Source organism: Paenibacillus konkukensis (assembly GCF_023523925.1).
Classification (GTDB): Bacteria; Bacillota; Bacilli; order Paenibacillales; family NBRC-103111; genus Paenibacillus_S; species Paenibacillus_S doosanensis.
In genome coordinates, this window is record NZ_CP027059.1 from 7,411,623 (window position 1) to 7,428,924 (window position 17,302).

The 17,302-nt window shown below is 52.3% G+C and carries 18 protein-coding genes; 11 read left to right on the forward strand and 7 right to left on the reverse strand.

What is annotated here, in order from left to right:
- Nucleotides 1-57: 57 nt before the first annotated feature.
- Both SK3146_RS32275 and SK3146_RS32280 read right to left on the reverse strand, forming a co-directional pair.
- Complete coding sequence (locus SK3146_RS32275; protein ID WP_249862645.1) at nt 58-801, reverse strand: MBL fold metallo-hydrolase; 744 nt, start codon at nt 799-801, stop codon at nt 58-60.
- 103 nt (nt 802-904) lie between these two features.
- Nucleotides 905-1,072, reverse strand: a complete 168-nt coding sequence (locus tag SK3146_RS32280; protein ID WP_249862646.1) for an aspartyl-phosphate phosphatase Spo0E family protein — start codon at nt 1,070-1,072, stop codon at nt 905-907.
- Between the two features lie 143 nt (nt 1,073-1,215).
- On the opposite strand from SK3146_RS32280, the gene SK3146_RS32285 reads away from it, so the two are divergent.
- From SK3146_RS32285 to SK3146_RS32295, 3 genes are all read left to right on the forward strand, one after another.
- Nucleotides 1,216-1,587, forward strand: coding sequence for a YhjD family protein (locus SK3146_RS32285; RefSeq protein WP_249862647.1), 372 nt, complete (start codon nt 1,216-1,218; stop codon nt 1,585-1,587).
- A gap of 176 nt (nt 1,588-1,763) precedes the next feature.
- Complete coding sequence (locus tag SK3146_RS32290; RefSeq protein ID WP_249862648.1) at nt 1,764-2,420, forward strand: stalk domain-containing protein; 657 nt, start codon at nt 1,764-1,766, stop codon at nt 2,418-2,420.
- Nucleotides 2,421-2,519: 99 nt separating this feature from the next.
- Entirely contained in the window at nt 2,520-2,819 is a 300-nt protein-coding gene (locus SK3146_RS32295) for a DUF1292 domain-containing protein (RefSeq protein ID WP_249862649.1), read from the forward strand.
- 69 nt (nt 2,820-2,888) lie between these two features.
- Here SK3146_RS32295 and SK3146_RS32300 read toward each other — a convergent pair whose 3' ends face one another.
- The gene (locus SK3146_RS32300; RefSeq protein WP_249862650.1) at nt 2,889-3,308 is read right to left on the reverse strand and encodes a DUF1885 family protein; all 420 of its coding nucleotides are present in this window, start codon (nt 3,306-3,308) and stop codon (nt 2,889-2,891) included.
- Between the two features lie 164 nt (nt 3,309-3,472).
- On the opposite strand from SK3146_RS32300, the gene SK3146_RS32305 reads away from it, so the two are divergent.
- Nucleotides 3,473-4,285 (forward strand): HAD family hydrolase, encoded by an 813-nt coding sequence (locus tag SK3146_RS32305; protein WP_249862651.1) that lies wholly within the window; start codon nt 3,473-3,475, stop codon nt 4,283-4,285.
- Between the two features lie 69 nt (nt 4,286-4,354).
- Here the strand turns inward: SK3146_RS32305 and SK3146_RS32310 are convergent, their stop codons facing one another.
- Nucleotides 4,355-5,830 carry an aminotransferase class I/II-fold pyridoxal phosphate-dependent enzyme gene (locus tag SK3146_RS32310; protein WP_249862652.1) on the reverse strand — a complete coding sequence of 492 codons (1,476 nt, stop codon included), beginning with the start codon at nt 5,828-5,830 and terminating at the stop codon, nt 4,355-4,357.
- A 255-nt stretch (nt 5,831-6,085) separates the two neighbouring features.
- On the opposite strand from SK3146_RS32310, the gene SK3146_RS32315 reads away from it, so the two are divergent.
- Nucleotides 6,086-7,261: an MFS transporter gene (locus tag SK3146_RS32315; RefSeq protein WP_249862653.1), complete on the forward strand. Its 1,176-nt coding sequence runs from the start codon at nt 6,086-6,088 to the stop codon at nt 7,259-7,261.
- 56 nt (nt 7,262-7,317) lie between these two features.
- Here the strand turns inward: SK3146_RS32315 and SK3146_RS32320 are convergent, their stop codons facing one another.
- The 3 genes from SK3146_RS32320 to SK3146_RS32330 all read right to left on the reverse strand — a co-directional run bounded on the left by SK3146_RS32320 (nt 7,318) and on the right by SK3146_RS32330 (nt 9,638).
- Entirely contained in the window at nt 7,318-7,947 is a 630-nt protein-coding gene (locus SK3146_RS32320) for an S-layer homology domain-containing protein (RefSeq protein ID WP_249862654.1), read from the reverse strand.
- A gap of 164 nt (nt 7,948-8,111) precedes the next feature.
- Nucleotides 8,112-8,813 carry a hypothetical protein gene (locus SK3146_RS32325; RefSeq protein WP_249862655.1) on the reverse strand — a complete coding sequence of 234 codons (702 nt, stop codon included), beginning with the start codon at nt 8,811-8,813 and terminating at the stop codon, nt 8,112-8,114.
- A 189-nt stretch (nt 8,814-9,002) separates the two neighbouring features.
- A complete protein-coding gene (locus SK3146_RS32330) occupies nt 9,003-9,638 on the reverse strand; it encodes a YktB family protein (RefSeq protein ID WP_249862656.1) in 636 nt (211 codons plus the stop codon).
- A gap of 214 nt (nt 9,639-9,852) precedes the next feature.
- On the opposite strand from SK3146_RS32330, the gene SK3146_RS32335 reads away from it, so the two are divergent.
- The 6 genes from SK3146_RS32335 (at nt 9,853) to SK3146_RS32360 (ending at nt 17,301) form a co-directional block, all read left to right on the forward strand.
- Nucleotides 9,853-10,809 carry an ABC transporter permease gene (locus SK3146_RS32335; RefSeq protein WP_249862657.1) on the forward strand — a complete coding sequence of 319 codons (957 nt, stop codon included), beginning with the start codon at nt 9,853-9,855 and terminating at the stop codon, nt 10,807-10,809.
- Between the two features lie 54 nt (nt 10,810-10,863).
- Entirely contained in the window at nt 10,864-11,742 is an 879-nt protein-coding gene (locus SK3146_RS32340) for a carbohydrate ABC transporter permease (protein ID WP_249862658.1), read from the forward strand.
- Between the two features lie 162 nt (nt 11,743-11,904).
- Entirely contained in the window at nt 11,905-13,470 is a 1,566-nt protein-coding gene (locus SK3146_RS32345) for an extracellular solute-binding protein (protein WP_249862659.1), read from the forward strand.
- A 140-nt stretch (nt 13,471-13,610) separates the two neighbouring features.
- Entirely contained in the window at nt 13,611-14,648 is a 1,038-nt protein-coding gene (locus SK3146_RS32350; RefSeq protein WP_249862660.1) for a response regulator transcription factor, read from the forward strand.
- Between the two features lies 1 nt (nt 14,649).
- A complete protein-coding gene (locus tag SK3146_RS32355; protein WP_249862661.1) occupies nt 14,650-16,500 on the forward strand; it encodes a cache domain-containing sensor histidine kinase in 1,851 nt (616 codons plus the stop codon).
- A gap of 33 nt (nt 16,501-16,533) precedes the next feature.
- A complete protein-coding gene (locus SK3146_RS32360; protein ID WP_249862662.1) occupies nt 16,534-17,301 on the forward strand; it encodes an SDR family NAD(P)-dependent oxidoreductase in 768 nt (255 codons plus the stop codon).
- Nucleotide 17,302: the final 1 nt, after the last annotated feature.

Sequence of the window (17,302 nt, forward strand, 5' to 3'; positions counted from 1 at the left end):
CGTGCCGGCTCTAGCGAATTAACGGGGTTTCTTCGAAACGGGGATGGTTCCATGCTCTTATGAAAATGTGTACCATTTATGCTGCTCTACGAACGTCATTTCCCCGGTCTTCCCTATGAATTGTTCCATCGTATCGTCATAGTGCATCAGGTGCACCGTTCGCTGCAGCTCGGGAGGCAGCGTCAGCAGTTCGTCCAAACTGGCGTGGACAAGACCGGGGGAGGAAAGCTGGCAATCGTGCATAATGTAGCGGCAGCCCCTATGTTCGTACAGCCGGGTCAACAATTCGGCGTCAAACTTGCAGTCGGCGCTGTAGAACAGCATGTCGTTAATAAACAAGGAGTAGCTGGGTTTCGCGGGAATATGCTCCGTACGAATCAGCTCCACTTGGAGATTGGGGAAGACGGCCGAAGCTTCGCCTTCGTCCAGAAGCACGACGTCAAAATAATCGTCCAAGCCGGACATGCCTTCGGCCAAATTTTCCAATCCGCCGCGAAGCGAATGATTCCATAAGGAATCTGCGATTGCGGAAGGCACGTACAGCCTTGTTTTCTTTTTATAAGCGTATTTGAGGCGAAAGGCGAACTCTTCCATCCCTCCGACATGATCCGCATGAATATGAGTAATCAGGATGGCGTCTATCCGATCCAAGGGTATATTCAGCTTATGTAAGGCTTGCGGAGCAGTCGCTCCGCAGTCGACCAGCAGCATGCTTCCGTCGACGGTTATCAAGGCATTGTTATTATAATACTTTTTGGAAAAAGCACTTCCCGTGCCGATCATCTGGATTTGCAGAGCCACGAACGATCCTCCACTCATTGTTGGAAAAGCACATGTGTCTTTTTTTAGACTACCATGCGGCGGAGCCTCATTACAAGGAAAAATTAACCTCGTAAAATGTTAATTATTTCACCTTTTTCTGCATCATTTGCTGCAAAATAACGCGATCCAGTGTCTGGCTGAGCGCAAGAACTTCAGGATGTCCGAAGTTATATTGATGTTTTAACGCGATTTGCTCCAGAAGTTGTTTGAGTCTCTCGATTTCCGATTCGATACGGATTGCGTCGGACATGCAGCCATCTCCTTAGGGAAGAATTCATGCCATAGATGAAATATACCATGTTTATTCGGATAAACCAAGCTTTACCAGCTTGATATGGGAACAAATGTTCTGTATAATCGAGTTAATACATTATCTTTTCGAGGTGCGGGTAAATGGGTATGCTGAATCCTTCTATAGAACATGGGGTCTATCAATATGTGGTGACGCTGCATCTGCTCAAAGCGCTGGAGCTGGATCGACGGCAGGCGGAGGGAATGAAGCTCTCCCGGATCTGGAACGGCGTGTTCGAGCATTTGTCGAAGGCGGCGGAGCGGGAGCATAGGGAAGCAAAGCGCAGCTTGAAGAAGCAAGGCTGCCGGATCGTTCTGGAGGAGTTAACGCCGGAGCGTAACTATCATGTTATGTATGTGGTTCGTGGTTACGAATTTCACTGCTCCATCATGCCTGTCGTCCTCAAGGGCAAGTGCGAGGAGAAGCTTCAAGAGCTGCTAAGCGGAGGAAGAGCGCAGCCGATCGGCCCGTAACCAATATCGGGCATCGATTGTTCCGTTAACGTCTCCGGTTGTCGAAGAAAGCTATATGTTGGCATATTTTGAGCAATGATCTTGTTTTTTTAATATATCTAGTAAATTCCGGTAAGCGAGTTTATGTTTTTTTAGGAAATGAGCGCAACTCTTTCCATTCGCCGGAGTATAAGCATATGAACAAAGTACAGGACACGATGGAGGTTGCAGGAATGTTTAAAGTGCCACGGATGTTAACGCTGGTGCTCTCGCTTTCGTTGTTTGGAGCTACGGGGGCAATGGCCAGCTCTGTTTGGGGCGAGTTTGAAGGCTACAGTAAAGTAAAAACGGTGATCAATGATGTGGAGAAGCAGTTCACGGATAGTGAAGTGCCTGCATTTTTAGTTAAAGGCAGTGCGGTACTCCCTGTACGCGCATTGTCGGAGTCGCTTCAAGCGCTCGTTCGCTGGGATAACAATACCAAGACGGTATCGGTTTACAAGCCGAACGTTCATATGTTCGTGGCGGAGAAGGTGAATGATGACTATTCGATCAAATCTCCTTTCGGAAGGGTGCCCAAAGGGAAGAAGATCGATTTTGCCGTATTTGCTCAGGTAGACAGTATGAAGACGCCTTTCTATTCTTTTAAAATCTCGATTGAAACGCCAAGCGGAGAGCAGGCGGTAGCGCCGCATGAGAAGGTCGTCAACGGACAGAAAGAAAACTTCTGGTATCCGTGGCCGTTCTCCGTATCGTTCGACGAGGCGGGAGACTACGTGATCAAGTTCTCTATTAAGCTGGACGAAGACGGAGACTATACGGTCGTATCGCAAAAAGTGATCGTTTCCGAATAATGGATATCCGGGCGCCGCGCTGCATTTGCGTTGACCTGTGTTCATGAAAATGTTACGATACGAGGGATGACTATTAAATTTAGGAAATGAGGTTTTCCCATGAGCGATCACGTACATGACGAATCATGTAATCATGACCACGACCACGAAGACGATATTTTTATTGTTACAGATAAAGATGGTGTTGAGCACGAAATGGTGATGGTATACACATTCGAAGCAGGCGAACAGCCTTATGCGGTTTTGCTGGATCGTAACGATCCTGAAGCTGACGGCGTTATTTTCCGGATTGAAGAAGAAGATGACGAAGCGTTCTTGGCCAGCATCGAGGACGAAGAAGAATGGGACCGCGTCGTTCAAATCTACAATCAAATCGTAGAAGAACAAGAGGCTGAATAAGCTAGCGGCGAACAAAAAAACCTTCCTGCAGGAAGGTTTTTTTATTGTACCGCCATAGGCAGAACCCTCTTATTTACGAGGATTAAAGTACATAATCCGGCCGTTGAACAAATGCAGCTCCGCCTTCCAAAGCTTGGCCAAATATTTGCAGAACTCGTTGCCTTTGGCCTTGTCCCCGTGCGTACAATCGTCGGGAAGCACCACTTGCACATAATTTCGCTCGATATCGCCGCTTTGTTCCTTGCCGGCCCCCATAACGATATATTTGTACAATGCGTTTTTACCTTTGAGGTAAAACCATGAGCCATCGGCTCCCGGTTTGGTTTCGATAGTATAGGGGAAACCTGCGTCGCCGTAATCCCAGCCTAACTGTTTGCCCGTGAGGTTCAGCTGTTCCTCGTAATGCAGCAGCTGTTCTTTGAGTTCATCCAAGGTCAAGGAAGAAAGAGTAGAGCCGTCAACAAACTTGATATAAGCGCTTTGAGCCATTACCTATACACCTGCCTGTATTGTGGACTGGAAAGGTTTTCATATACCGTATGACCATCATAGCATTTCGGGTATGGATTGACAATATGATGAGCGGTTGTATCATTATGGAGGGATGGTCTTCCGCGTTAACCGTCGGAAGAGTCAGGAGAGGGGAAGAGACGATGAACAAAAGATTCGCAGGATATATGCTCGTTACCGATATGGACGGAACGTTATTGAACAGCGGTAAAATGATTAGTCCGGAAAATAAGCGGGCTATCGAACGGTTTGTCGAGCAGGGGGGGATGTTTACCCTTGCGACCGGGAGAATCGCCGGTTCCGTAAGGCGTTTTGCGGACGTGCTGCCGCTGACCGCTCCGGCCATTTTATATAATGGGGCGATGATGTACGATTTTGCCAACAATGAGGTGGTGTGGCAGAGAACGCTGCCCGAAGCGGCGCGTCGTGCGCTGCAGCAGGTCATGGACCGCTTTCCCGGGCTGGGCGTGGAAATTTACTGCGGCAGCGAGCCGTATTATTTGCGCGAGAACGAAGTGACGGATCATCACCGCAGCATGGAAAATTTCAAAAGGCCGGCGACCGAGAGCATGGAACTGCTGCCGGAGCCTTGGATTAAAGTGCTGCTGGCCTGGAATCCGGCGAAGTTAGATGAGGTGGAGGCTTTTACCGAACAGTTCAAGGAGAAGCTGACATGGGTTCGCTCGGACGATAAATATTTGGAAATATTGCCGGAGAACGCGACGAAAGGGCATGCGTTGGAGGAATTGATGGCGGCGAAAGGAATTGAGCGGGCGAAGTGCATCGCGATGGGCGATCACCTCAATGATCTGGAAATGCTGCGCAGAGCCGGCGTCGGCATCGCCGTAGCCAATGCGCACGCCTCGCTAACGGATGTATGCGATCGCACATGCAAGCATCATGACGACCATGCGGTGGCCGATGTTATCGAATGGCTGGAGAGAGAAGCAAATTAATAAGGAAGAAGCCTCCCAGTCGCCTTGCCGGCGGATTTGAGAGGCTTTTTCATTGAAGGAAGCCGCCGTTTAGAAGATAGCGGGCGTCTCCACGATCACTTTCACATTCTCGATGCTGCGGTCTTCAGGGCCTTTCACCGGAAGGCCTACCTCGACATGCTCGGTAATGTAGTCGATCAAATCTTGCGAGATGACTTCCCCGGGAAGCAGAATCGGAATGCCCGGAGGATAGACGTAAATAAACTCGGCGATGATCCGGTCGGCCGATTCCTTGAAAGGAATGATTTCCGTATCTCCATAGAACGCGTCACGCGGTGTCAGCGTAAGCTGCGGAATTTTCGGAATTTTAATGACCAGTTCGTTCGCCTGACGGATATTGTAATTTTGCCGAGACAGCTCGCGCAGCGCCTCAAGCAATGTGTCCACATTCTCTTTCGTATCCCCGGGGGTAATCAGGCAAAGAATATTGTACAAATCGCTGAGCTCCACTTCGATGTTGTAATGCTCGCGCAGCCAGTTCTCCGCGTCGTACCCGGTAATGCCGAGATGACGCACATGGACGTTGATCTTGGTCGGATCATAATCGTAGGTAGCTTCCTTGCCGAGAATCTCTTCTCCGAAGCAGCTCATCCCGGCAATTTCGTTAATGGATCTGCGGGCGTAATGAGCCAGCTCGATCGCCTGTTCGGCCATCTGCTTGCCGTTTAAAGCCAGATGTCTCCTGGCCGTATCGAGGGAAGCGAGCAAAATATACGAGGTGGACGTCGTCGTCAGCATGCTGATGATCGTCTTCACCCGGCGCGCGTTGATGCGTCCTTCCTTCACATTCAAGACGGAGCTCTGCGTCATCGAGCCGCCGAGCTTGTGGACGCTGGTTGCGGCCATATCGGCGCCCGCTTCCATGGCGGACATCGGCAGCTTGTCGCTGAAATGAATCAGCACGCCGTGCGCTTCGTCTACGAGCACAGGCATGTTGTAGCTGTGAACCAGCTCGACGATTTCTTTCAGGTTGGCGCATACGCCGTAATAGGTCGGATTAATGACCAGCACGGCTTTGGCATCCGGATGTCTCTCCAGCGCCCTTCTTACGGAGCGGGTCGTAATCCCGTGATCGATCCCCAGATTCTCGTCGCGGACAGGAGAGATGAAGACTGGCTTCGCTCCGGCAAAAATAATGGCGGCCATAACCGATTTATGCACATTGCGGGGAACGATGATCTTATCGCCCTGGGAGCAGACGGTCAATATCATCGTCATGATCGCGCCGCTCGTGCCTTGAACGGAGAAGAACGTATGATCGGCGCCGAAGGCGTCGGCGGCCAGCCGCTGGGATTCCTCGATGACGCCGGTCGGCTGATGCAGATCATCGAGCGGTGCTATATTGATAAGGTCGATGGACAGTGCGTTGTCACCGATAAACTGCCGGTACTCCGGGTCCATCCCGACTCCTTTTTTATGGCCTGGAATATGGAATTGAATTGGATTGCGCTCTGCGTGCTGCTTCAGAGCAGAGAACAGAGGAGTGCGACTATGATCCACTGTCATGCCTACCTTTCATAGTAAAATAAAGATAATCAGGGTCAAAATTTGACCCCAATCTTAGATATACTAAACCATACGGGGGGCGGATGCAAGCGGATTTTGCAATACCGGGAAAAACGCTGCCGCGAAAGCCGTTTTGCAGGCGCAAATGCCCCCGGATTTGTCCATTTTGTTAATCTTGCGACCGCTCATTTCCTTATAGAAAAAAGTTATGATACGATAGCTATATACTTTGGACTGGGAGGCTTTGGATACACTATGAAAAAACAGCTGGCCATTATTATGGTGCTGCTGATGACGATATTTATCGGCTTCGGCATCATTATTCCGGTGCTTCCCGACGCGGTGACGGGATCAGGAGCCAGCAGCTTTCACCTAGGCATGCTGCTGTCGATCTATTCTCTGGCTTCATTTCTGATGTCTCCGATCTGGGGAGGCATCTCGGACCGGATCGGCAGAAGGCCCATTATTATGATCGGAACGCTCGGCTTCAGCGCCAGCTTCTTTGTGTTCGGCATCGCCGACGGAAACCTGGCGCTAATGTACGCTTCAAGAATTCTCGGGGGGCTGTTCTCCGGAGCGGCAACCGCCTGCGCCGTCGCTTACGTCGCCGACATTACGACGGAGGAAAACCGGACTAAAGGAATGGGACTCGTCGGCATGTCCATCGGTCTCGGCTTCATCTTCGGGCCGGCGGTCGGCGGCATTTTGAGCCAGTGGGGCTTCCAGGTGCCGTTCTTTGCTTCCTCGCTGCTGGCGCTGGCTACGTTCTTCTTCGCGCTGGTCATGCTGCCCGAATCGCTCAGCCGCGACAAGCGGCGTCAGCCTCAGGCGGACAAGCCGTCGCGCTGGAGCGCTTTTGTCGGCTCGCTCAAATACTTGTATACCCTTTCGTTCTTCGTATCGTTTACACTGGCGGGCCTGGAGGCAACGCTGCTGCTGTTCGAGAAGGACAAGATCGGGGCCAGCTCGCTGGATCTCGGCATCATGTTCGCCGTTAGCGGCGTTGTCGGCGCCTTAATTCAAGGGGGCGTCGTTCGCCGGTTCATCAAGAGGGGGGATGAAGCCAAGGTCGTCGGCCTCGGCCTCGTATTGTCGGCGGTCGGCTTCGTGCTCATTTTGTTCTCGATGAACCTCACCACGGCATCGATTTATTTGTCCGTATTCGGGGCGGGCAATGCGCTGATTCGTCCTTGCGTAACCTCGCTGATCACGCAGAAAACGAAGGTAGGACAAGGCGTAGCGTCGGGCCTCAGCTCGTCGATGGATAGCCTCGGGCGGATTACAGGGCCGCTGCTCGGAGCGGGCATCTATCAATACAGCCAGCAGCTGCCGTTTTATATCGGCGCCGTACTGTCGCTCGCTGCGTTGTACTTGCTGTACCGTTTCATCGTCGTCGACCGGGAAACGAATCCATTGTCGCAGCGAGCCTAAGCCATAGAAACGAGAGTAAGCCGTTCAAGCTCACATGATGAGCCTGGACGGCTTTTTCATTGTTTTTCCATCGGGAGGATTAACCGCTCGTGTCCGGCTGCTCGCGACTGAACAATCGGTAGATGACGGCGACCGCTTCGGCCCGCGTCATCTTCTGGTCCGGCCGGAACATCGCGGAACGCCGTTTCCTTGCCGGATTTCAGCATTTCGCTGCGCTCCAGAATGGCGGCGATTTCCGCCCGGCTGATCGTGGAATCGGGTCGGAACGTATGATCCGGATACCCGTTGACCAATCCGTAATCTACGGCCGTCATGATATAGGCTAGATCTTCCTTGTTCTTCCCGATGTCGGTTAGATCCGATTCGGTGCTGCCTGACAACGGGAGTTCCTTGGCTTTGACGAGATACCGCACGAATTCAGCTCTCGTAATCGGCTGATCCGGCTTGAAATCCAGTTGGCCCGTCGTTTCGTCACGATAGCCGTCAATGTAATTTTTGCGGAGCAGAGCGGTAATTTCCGCTTTCGCCCAATGGCTTGCGATATCGCGAAATTCGGGCAAAACGGCCGGACGGCCCGCAGCCTCCGTTGGAGAAGCGGCCTCCGCCGGAAGCGAGAGAGCGCCTAACCATACCGCAGCGCCTGTCAGAAGAGCAAAGATTAAATTGAAAGAGCGTTTCAAGGACATGAAAGCCGGCACCGCCTTAACATAGGTCGCTTTTTTTTCATTATAAACGAAAATAATGACGGAAGTGTGAAATATTTCGCATTTTTTGGCCGTATTTGCAGAAAAAAAGCCGTTCCCGTTTGAGCGGCGGAACGGCTACTGCATCTGTATCGTAAGCATCGGGCTTACTTGGCTTCCTTCTTCTTGTCCGGCGCCTCGCCGCGCTTATGTTCGACCATTTTCTCGATCCATGGCGTCATCTCATCCTTGATCTTGACGATAAGCTGATCTTTGCTGATCCCTTTGGCCGCGGCGATTTCTGCCAATGACTTACCTTCGTGGAGCTGGGTCTTGAGCTGCTCCTCCGTTATGCCCAGAATGGCCGCGATCTTCGCGGGTTCGGGCAGCGCGCGGTGCTTCATCCGGTGATGACCGTGCCAGAAACCGCCCTTATGATTGACCATAAACGCGAGATGCTTGTCCATGCTCGCTTTGATCTTCTCCGCTTGGTCCGCCTGCAGTTTGCCTGCTTTAACCGCTTCGTCGATCTTTTGGATGCGGACGGCTTTCAGCTTGGCGATAAGATCCGCTTCGCTGATTCCTTTTTCCTTCGCGATGTCGGCGAGCGTTTTCTCTTTAAGCGCCGCGGAGAGGGCGGACGGCTCCATCCCGAGAATCGTCGCCGCTTCATCCAGAATCGGCAGCGCTTTATGCGAGCCTTTCTCGCCGGGCTGCAGCTTCTCGCTGCGCTGGTCGGACGGAGCCTGCTGCTTCGCCGGAGCGTCGGCATATACCTGCAGCTTGGAGCCGTACAGCGCCATACCGCCGAGCAGCATCGTGAAGGTCAAACCGGTGACGATCACTTTTTTCGTAGGAAAGCTTCTCATACTCGTGTTCACCCTTTCGCAAATAAGATAGGTCAGCCTCAAATGAGATGGGCTAACTACCTATAGCCTGTGCCGGATGTCTTAAAGTTAGTTTAACGCAACCTTAGAATTACATAAATTTTCCGGCTCGCTGTGTCGCGCTACAAAGTTAATCGTGCGCAGTTTTGGCCGGGATTATACAAAAAGGAACTATATGGAAGCATTTCGGGCCGTTTGATACAAAGGCATTAGCGTTCGAATCGTTTGTCTGACCAGGTCGAGAAACTGCTCTCCATCCGCCAGTACGGGATCGGAAGACAAGAGGGTGCGGCCGATCAGCAGCTCGGCTTTCTTCACATCGCGGAACCTCTCCAGCTCAGCTTGCAGCTCGTTGTCGCTAAGCTCGCCGAAGGCGACGGCGTCTTTCTTCATATGATCGAACGACAGCTTATAATCGCTTGGAATAATGTCGCGGAGCCGATCCAGCTCGTTCAAATAAGCCCGCGCGATCGCCTGCTTCTCCGGCAGCTCGTAGATGAGAGCGAGCCAGACGAACACTCTATCGTCGAAGAGGCCGACTTGAAAATGCGGATGCTGCTTGTAGCCGCGTTTATTATGGCAAAGCGCCATCCATGTATCGACCGGCGCGTTGACGGTTCTTCTCGCGTGCTTGGCGATATGCAGGAACATTTCATCCCCGGCGAGCACGGCCGTTTCATCGCACAGCGCGTCGCCTATCGCCTTGAATTTCGGTTGAATGAGACCTTGAATGCCCTCCATTCGAGCCTCCAGCCCCGGAGTCGTAAATACGTCGAAATCTGCTTGAGTAAAGCCTTGGAATGCCATGGGAGGTCCTCCTGAACGTATGAAAAATAGTTGCTCTATGTATATGCATTTACTATACCATATGAGGATCGGAAGAGGCGAACGGGCTCATGCGGGCGACCTAAAAAAAACACAATTGCGATAAAAGGGATTCCATTGTTGAAAGCGGTTAAACACGGTAGGATAAAGCTGCACGATCGATCGCATCTGAAGAAACACTAAAAGGAGGGGCCGTATGGCTAGCAAAATTCAGGCGTCCGACAGGATCAGCTACAAGGCAATGACGCGGGCAAGCTTATCCAGCTACATGTGGAAGTATAAAACGCTGTATTTCATTACATTGCCGGCAATCGCTTACTTTATTATTTTCAAGTATATCCCGTTATTCGGATCGGTGATCGCTTTTCAGAACTACAATATTTTTCAAGGCATTTCCGGGAGCAAGTGGGTGGGACTGGCCCATTTCAAGCGGATGTTCGAGCATTACGATTTTTTGAACATTTTGAACAACACCTTGTTAATCGGCCTTTACGACCTGGTATTCGCCTTCCCGGCACCGATTATTTTGGCGCTGCTGCTCAATGAATTGCGAATCGTTTTTTACAAAAGAATACTGCAGACGATCGTGTACATGCCGCATTTTTTGTCTTGGGTTATCGTCAGCGGCATAGCGATCGGCATCTTGTCGCCGTCGACGGGGATCGTGAACCAGTTCATCTCATGGCTGGGCCATGAACCGGTTTACTTTCTCGGGGAGGAGTCCTACATCCGCTTGGTGCTGATAGGCTCGGGCATTTGGCGGGATTCGGGCTACGGCACGATCATTTATCTCGCTGCGCTCGCCGGCATTAATCCCGATCTGTACGAAGCGGCCGAGGTGGACGGGGCGAGCCGCTGGCGTCAGACGCTGTCCATTACGCTGCCTTCGCTGATGCCTACCATTATGATCATGTTTTTGCTGCATATCGGTAAATTCCTCGATTTCGGCTTTGAGCGCGTATACGTATTTTTGAATCCGCTGAATATCAACAACGGGGAAATACTGGATACGTACATTTATAAAGCGGGTCTGCAAAGCCAGCAGTACAGCTATACGACGGCAATCGGTCTGTTCAAATCGGTCGTAGGGCTGCTGCTTATCGTCATCGGAAACGTGCTCAGCAAAAAAACGACAGGCGAGAGCCTCTATTGATCCGCTAGGCGGATCGGCAAACAAGCGACGCTTACAGGTGAGGAGATGTTGGATATGAAAAAGACGGGCGTTGGCATGCAGCTGTTCGGCGGAGCCAATCTATTGTTTTTGACCGCGCTCGGTTTGGTAATGTTTCTTCCGTTTTTAAATGTGCTCGCACAATCGTTCAGCAGTTCCGAAGCGATTATTAGCGGGAAAGTCGTTTTTACTCCCGTCGATTTTACTTGGATTAACTATCAATATGTATTCAGCGACGCTTCGATCTGGAGATCGCTCGGCATTACCGTCTATATTACGGTCGCCGGAACGCTTATTAATTTGATCGCAACCGCTTCGCTCGCCTACCCGTTGTCGAGACAGGAATATGTGGGACGCAAATATGTCGTCTTCTTCGTGCTCATCACGATGGTGTTCTCGGCGCCGCTCATTCCGAATTTCATTTTGATGAAAAGCTTGAATTTGACGAATTCGCTGTGGGCGCTGCTGCTCCCGGGGGCGATCAACGCTTTTAATTTCTTCGTCATGCGCGCTTTCTTCATGCAAATACCCGTGGAAATTATCGATTCGGGGCGAATCGACGGCTGTTCGGAGCTGCGGATGATTTCCAGCATCGTGCTTCCGTTATCCAAGCCCGTTATGGCTTCGCTCGGCATCTTTTATGCCGTCAACCATTGGAACACGTACATGGCGGCGCTGTATTACGTGAACAAGCCGGCCTTGTGGCCGCTGCAGGTCAAGCTGCGTCAGCTTATCGAAGCCGACGATATCAATATCGATCCTTCGGCGTCCCAGTTCAGCGGGCTGGCCCATTCGAACCCGGAAGGGATCAAGATGGCGACGATTATGATCGCTACCATTCCGATCGTGCTCATTTATCCGTTTTTGCAGAAGCATTTCGTCAAAGGGATGATGATCGGCTCGATCAAGTCCTGATCGTTTCCGAAGAGCCGTTTCTAAAAAAATGACAATAGAAGCCAAAGCGATTCCATTGTTCGCTCGTGGCCGCTGCTTCTACAATGTAGCTATATTGAAAGCGCTGTTACAAAAGTTTCCGGCGCTGAATGTATACATCCTGACAGAAAAGGGGCAAACACAATGAAAACATGGATCAAGGCCGGAATGGCCTCCGTACTTGCGGCATCGGCATTGGCCGGCTGCGCGGGCAATAACGAACAAGCGCCGGCGGCGGAAGGCGGCCAACCGGCGGGAAAGGCGAAGTTCTCCATCTCGATGCGGACGCTCGCTTTTAACTACGTAGAGAAATCGCCCAATATTAACGAAGACAAGTGGGTCAAACGGCTGGAGGAGAAGACGAATACCGACCTGGACATCATTCTCGTCCCTCATAAGGAATTCGAAACGAAAATGACGCAAATGTTCGCGACCAACGATATTCCTGACGTCGTGCAAGGCAGCGGGGGCGTATCCGGGAAAGAAATGGCCGGTTCCGTACAGGCCGGCGTGTTCATGCCGCTCGACGATCTGCTGCAAAAATACGGTCAAAACCTGCTGAAAAAAATTCCGAAGGAAGCGTGGCAAAAGGAAACGTATCAAGGGAAAATTTATGCGATACCCGAATTTCTGTCCAATCCTTCTCGCCGGGCTACGGCGATCCGCAAAGATTTGCTCGACAAGGCCGGTCTGCCGATCCCGAAAACGGTGGACGACTATTTGAACGTCCTGCGCAAATTTAAGGAGATGGGAGTCGAGAATCCGTATCAAGGACGGGAAAACTTCAAATACGCCGATACGTTCTTCGGACCTTTCGACGCTTATCCGTATTTGTCGATGATGATGCAGCAGGGCGACCAGATCGTTCCGAAGTTTTTCAACAGCGACAACATGATGAAGGCTCTGCAAACGTACAAGACGATGTACGACGAAGGGTTGATCAACAAGGAGTTCGCTACGATTAACCCGACGACGTATAAAAACTCGATTTTGGCGGGCAAATCCGGCATCTGGACGATGAACGCCAATGAAGTGCTGCAATGGGAGCAGCAGCTTAAAGCGAACGTGCCGGACGCCAAGGTGGAATTGATTCCTTCCCCTGTCGGCCCTGACGGCAAGGGTGGGTATTACTTGTACAACTCCGTCACGAGGGCTTGGTTCATCAATAAAAATGTGAAAAATCCCGAGAGCATCATCAAGTTTTTCGATTGGATGTTGTCCGATGAAGCGGAGCAGTTTTTCACCTTCGGCGTAGAGGGCGAGAATTACACGATGGAGAACGGCAAAATCAACTATAAGGCGCCGACCGATCCGCAGGCTGTCGATGAAGAGCGCTACCGCCAAGCATTTCTGTGGATGGTGCAGGATACGACGTATAATAAGGGAACGCTCAGCTTGACCGAAGAAGGCAAGAAACTGATGAACATCTATGATACAATGTTGTCCAAGGAAGGCCGGGACGGCATCCAGTTCGAGCCGCGTCTCGACGCTTATATCGCCAATCCGGACATTTCTCCGGAATCCGACTATGCGGCGCCTATCGTGCTTCAGCATATGGTGAAGATGGTATACGGCAAGGAGCCTATCTCCGATTGGCCTAAAGTGATCGAGGAATGGAAGAGCAAGGGCGGCAAAGACGTCGTCAAGGAAGCGACCGAGAAGTTTAATAGCAAAGACCCGAACGTAACAATCAGCATGCCGCGCCGTTAATTCGGGCGGACATAGGCCGGCAGGCCATGCGATTCGGGCGCGATGCTCCTCACGCCGGCCGGCGCGGGGAGCATGCTTGTACGTCGAGATGTACGCTGCAGACGGTAACAGCCGCAGATTGAAACATAAGGGGGCGCCTCATGTACAGAATATTGATTGCAGATGATGAACCGGTGATCCGTAAAGGGCTGCAAAAGCTGATCGAGCAATCGGGCCAGCCTATCGCCAGCTTGCGGCTTGCCGAGCACGGATGCGATGCGCTGCAGCAAATTCGGGAGGAACGGCCCCATTTTTTATTTACGGACATTCGGATGCCGAAGATGGACGGGCTCGAATTGTGCAGGCGTACGGCGGAATGGGATTCGGACATACAAATCGTCGTCGTGTCGGGATACAATGATTTTGAATATGCGCAAAAGTGTTTGTCTTACGGCGTAAAGGAATATTTGCTTAAGCCGATCAGCAAAAAATCGGTGGAGGCGGCCTTGGAGAAGCTGGCCAAAGCTTATGCGAAGCAAGCCTCGCAGCCGTTCGTTTCCGTCTCCCGATTGGAGCAGTGGGTCAGCGCGGCGGAAGAAGCCGTGTGGAACCTGCAGCACGATCGGCTGCTGGAAATTATCGGATTCGTCAGGCAGGAGCTGGCCTCCTGCGGGTTGAAGTTATATCAGACGATCGAGGTGCTCGCGGAGTTCTCGGCGCTCTTGATCAAAAGATTGAACGTCAGGGATGTGTTCGTCTTCACCGATAAGCTCCGGCTGGATCAGGTGCAGTCGGAGAGCGAGGCCGTAAGCCTCTTTCAGAGCGATCTGGAGCTGATGCTGCAGGAGCTTAAGGCAAGGCGCAGAGGGAAGCTGCGGGATCATGTGGAGGAAGCGAAGCTTTATATTGAAGAGCATTTGAACGAGGAGGTGTCGCTGGAAGAGGTTGCCGACCGGATCGGGCTGAATCCGTCCTATTTCAGCCAACTGTTCAAGCAGTCGACCCAGGAGACGTTCGTGCAGTACCGCACCCGCCGGCGGATGGAAAAGGCCAAGAAGCTGCTTGCTCTGCCGCACTACCGGATCACGGACATATCCGGCGAGGTCGGCTACGCCGATCATCCGCATTTTACCAAGACGTTCAAGAAATATACCGGCGAGCTGCCTTCCGAATACCGAAGCAGGTTGGGGATTGACTAACATGAAAAAGCGAACGCTTTCAGGTCAAATGTACGTTTATTTTTCCATCATCATCGTATTGTCTCTGGCTACTCTCGGCATCGTGTCGTACTTGCAGTCATCCCGGGCGCTGGACCGCCAGGTGGAGCAGTACATGGAGCAAATGATCGAAAGCGCCGCTTATCAGACCGATATTTATTTGCAAACGTATGAGCTGTTGAACAACGCGTTCTCGTCGAACCCCGATGTCCGGGCGTTTTTCGATATCGGGCGCAACGATTCATACGAATATTACTACTATTCGGAGCGAATTAAGAAATTCGCCTCCCAGTCGGTACAGTCGATCGTGACGCTGTACAAACAGCTGAATTCGATTTATGTCGTAGGCTTGCAGGGAAGGGCGGTCATTTACGACAACCAGAACTTTCTCATTCAGGAGACAGGCCTTAGCGACCGCACGTATCAAATGCTTATGCAATCGATTCCAAGCGACGGCAGCATCGTGCTGCTCGACATGAGCATCCGGCCCGAGGATCAGGGAACGGTGGTGACGCTGGCGCGGAAAGTTCGGGGAGCCGCTTACGAACCCGAATTTAAAGGGATCGTAGCCATCGAATTCAAGCTGCAGGAGCTTGCCAAAATTTGGGACCGCGTCAATATCGGCAAGGACGGTTACTTCTTTATTATGGACGACAAAGGAAGCCCGATCTATCATCCGCCGTTTGTCACTCCCGATGAGTCCGTGCTGGGCGCGATTTCCCGGCATCTTGCCGACAGCGCCGACAAAGTGTTCGTCGAGCCGTACAACGGCGAGCAGCGGATGTTCGTCGCCCGCAAGTCGGACTACTCCAAGTGGACGCTTGTCGTCTCCATGCCGGTCAAGGAGCTGCGCAAGCCGATTTCGACGATCCGCAGCACGACGCTGCTCGTCGGCATGATCACGCTGCTGCTGGCGTTGTTTCTGGCGTTCCGCTTCGGGCAATCGATGCTCGCTCCGATCCGCGAGCTGAAGGAGAGTATGCGCGAGACGGAGAAGGGCAATTGGCAGCACATCGAAGAAATCGACCGCACCGACGAGCTCGGCGGGCTGATTCACAGCTACAATCTGATGGTTACCCGGCTGTCGGAAATGATCGACAAGGTGTATGCGGCCGAGCTTCAGCAGCAGAAGGACGCGCTGCAGATTCAGGAGAGCGAGCTGGAGCGGCACCGGGCGGAGTTCCAGGCGCTGCAGCTGCAGATCAATCCGCATTTTCTGTACAACACGCTGGAGACGATCAACTGCTACGCTATCGTCCAGGATTCCCACGAAATTACCGAGATGGTCGAGGCGATGGCCTTCATGCTGCGTTATTCGATCCAGACGAATCTGGAAGAAATAACGGTGGCGAACGAGCTGAATCATGTCCGCAATTATATGATTATTTTACAGCACAGAATCGACCGCGAGTTCGAGATCGAAGTGGTTATTTCTCCGTCGCTGCTGCTGGAGAAGATGGTGCGGCTGACTTTGCAGCCCGTTGTGGAAAATATTTTCCAGCATGCCTTCGGCAATGGCATCGAGCCGCATCATTTCATCCGGATCGACGCCCGGAAAGAAAACGGTTACTTCCTGGTCACCGTCGAAGATAACGGCGCCGGCATTCCGCCGGAGCAGCTTAGCAAGCTGCAGGAGCAGCTCAGCCTGAACCGGCTATCGGAAGATCAGCCCAACTCCGGCGGACGCAGGGGAGGCATCGGATTGATGAATGTGCACCGGCGCATTCAGATGGTGTTCGGAGAGCAGTACGGGTTGCAGGTGGAGAGCGAATGGGGCAAAGGCAGCCGCTTTATTTTGACGATGCCCGATTTGCCCGATAAGATGCAAATCTAACAAATTAATTTTTTTAATTAGGGAGGAATGAAGATGAATACGCAGTTAAACGGACTCATCGCACTGGTGACAGGCTCGAATACGGGCATAGGGAGGGCTATCGCCCTGCTGCTCGCCGCTAACGGCGCCAAGGTCGGGGTGACTTACTTGAACAATAAAGAGCAGGGAGAGGAGACCGTCGCGATGATTCGCGAAGCGGGCGGACAAGCGGCGCTGTTCCAGGCCGACGTGTCGGATACGGAGCAGATCGACAGGCTGGTCGCAGGCGTTGAGGAGGCGCTGGGCGGCACGGTCGATATTTTGGTGAATAATGCCGGGCATTTGGTCAGACGCTGCCCGAATACCGAGATGACCGAAGAGCTGTACGACCAAATCATGAACGTCAACCTGAAAAGCACCGTGTTCATGTGCAAGCGCGTGCTGCCGGGCATGAAGGCCAAAGGCTTCGGCCGCATCGTCAACATGTCCTCGGTTGCCGCGCATAACGGCGGCGGTCCGGGCTCGAGCATCTACGCCGCGAGCAAGGCGGCGATTGCCAGCTACTCCAAGGGCTTGGCGAAGGAAGCAGCCGCAGACGGCATTACGGTCAATATCGTCTCGCCCGGGTTTATCGGACAGACGGCGTTCCACGCTACGTTCACGACGGATGAAGCCCGCAAAGCGACGGTAAGCGGCCTGCCGCTCAAGCGGGAAGGAACGCCGGAGGATGTCGCCGGCGCCGTGCTCTATCTCGTATCCGATCTGGCGTCCTACTTGACCGGGGAAACGATCGAAATTAACGGCGGCATGCTGATGAGATAAC

Bases quoted from the DNA above. Each gene is read 5' to 3' on its own strand.
- SK3146_RS32280 (WP_249862646.1), bottom strand. From the start codon at position 1,072: ATGTCCGACGCAATCCGTATCGAATCGGAAATCGAGAGACTCAAACAA.
- SK3146_RS32285 (WP_249862647.1), top strand. From the start codon at position 1,216: ATGGGTATGCTGAATCCTTCTATAGAACATGGGGTCTATCAATATGTG.
- SK3146_RS32290 (WP_249862648.1), top strand. From the start codon at position 1,764: ATGAACAAAGTACAGGACACGATGGAGGTTGCAGGAATGTTTAAAGTG.
- SK3146_RS32295 (WP_249862649.1), top strand. From the start codon at position 2,520: ATGAGCGATCACGTACATGACGAATCATGTAATCATGACCACGACCAC.
- SK3146_RS32300 (WP_249862650.1), bottom strand. From the start codon at position 3,308: ATGGCTCAAAGCGCTTATATCAAGTTTGTTGACGGCTCTACTCTTTCT.
- SK3146_RS32305 (WP_249862651.1), top strand. From the start codon at position 3,473: ATGAACAAAAGATTCGCAGGATATATGCTCGTTACCGATATGGACGGA.
- SK3146_RS32310 (WP_249862652.1), bottom strand. From the start codon at position 5,830: ATGACAGTGGATCATAGTCGCACTCCTCTGTTCTCTGCTCTGAAGCAG.
- SK3146_RS32315 (WP_249862653.1), top strand. From the start codon at position 6,086: ATGAAAAAACAGCTGGCCATTATTATGGTGCTGCTGATGACGATATTT.
- SK3146_RS32320 (WP_249862654.1), bottom strand. From the start codon at position 7,947: ATGTCCTTGAAACGCTCTTTCAATTTAATCTTTGCTCTTCTGACAGGC.
- SK3146_RS32325 (WP_249862655.1), bottom strand. From the start codon at position 8,813: ATGAGAAGCTTTCCTACGAAAAAAGTGATCGTCACCGGTTTGACCTTC.
- SK3146_RS32330 (WP_249862656.1), bottom strand. From the start codon at position 9,638: ATGGCATTCCAAGGCTTTACTCAAGCAGATTTCGACGTATTTACGACT.
- SK3146_RS32335 (WP_249862657.1), top strand. From the start codon at position 9,853: ATGGCTAGCAAAATTCAGGCGTCCGACAGGATCAGCTACAAGGCAATG.
- SK3146_RS32340 (WP_249862658.1), top strand. From the start codon at position 10,864: ATGAAAAAGACGGGCGTTGGCATGCAGCTGTTCGGCGGAGCCAATCTA.
- SK3146_RS32345 (WP_249862659.1), top strand. From the start codon at position 11,905: ATGAAAACATGGATCAAGGCCGGAATGGCCTCCGTACTTGCGGCATCG.
- SK3146_RS32350 (WP_249862660.1), top strand. From the start codon at position 13,611: ATGTACAGAATATTGATTGCAGATGATGAACCGGTGATCCGTAAAGGG.
- SK3146_RS32355 (WP_249862661.1), top strand. From the start codon at position 14,650: ATGAAAAAGCGAACGCTTTCAGGTCAAATGTACGTTTATTTTTCCATC.
- SK3146_RS32360 (WP_249862662.1), top strand. From the start codon at position 16,534: ATGAATACGCAGTTAAACGGACTCATCGCACTGGTGACAGGCTCGAAT.